1 protein-coding gene and 1 pseudogene are annotated in these 548 nt (G+C 49.5%); both read left to right on the top strand.

Annotated features, from left to right (window positions below; all coding sequences use genetic code 11):
- Positions 1-239, top strand: a pseudogene (locus R7040_RS29180) (hypothetical protein); the annotation flags it as partial.
- A gap of 9 nt (positions 240-248) precedes the next feature.
- The coding region (locus R7040_RS29175; RefSeq protein WP_318098004.1) for an ATP-binding cassette domain-containing protein at positions 249-548 on the top strand (300 nt) is incomplete at its 3' end.

Here is a 548-nt window from a genome sequence, read left to right as displayed (position 1 = left end):
TTCCGGATATGTTTAATCACTTTGAGCGTGGGTACGAGCTGTACCTGACTCTGCTTGATGAACCGAGCTTCAATCAACAACCGTTCGCGGCAACGGCTTGGGTTTACCTTTACGCCATTGGAGCAGCGCTGCGTGCAGAGGACCTGGCGCAAGCGCAGAAATGGTTGGCGAAAATGGAAAGTTTCGATAGCACTCACTTAGAAACGCAAACAGCCAAAGCGTTACTGGCTAAACATTAAGGAGGCGTCATGATCGTTTTCAGTCAACTTAGTCGCGATTACACCCTTGGCAGCCAGACCGTACGCGCGTTGCAAGAAGTCTCTGGTGAGGTGTTTGCCGGTGAAATGGTGGCGCTGTGTGGGCCTTCCGGCTCAGGAAAAAGTACCTTACTCAATGTGCTTGGCATGTTGGATTCACAATATCAAGGTCAGGTAACGTTTGCTGGTCAACCTTACCCGAGTGGACAAATGCAGGCTGCGAAAATGCGCCGTGAAAAGCTGGGTTTTATATTTCAAAAATTCAATTTGGTGCCAGTGATGACGGCTTTG

The sequence above is a fragment of the Vibrio sp. 1069 genome, from assembly GCF_033340555.1.
This window is presented reverse-complemented; position numbering and strand designations above follow the sequence as displayed.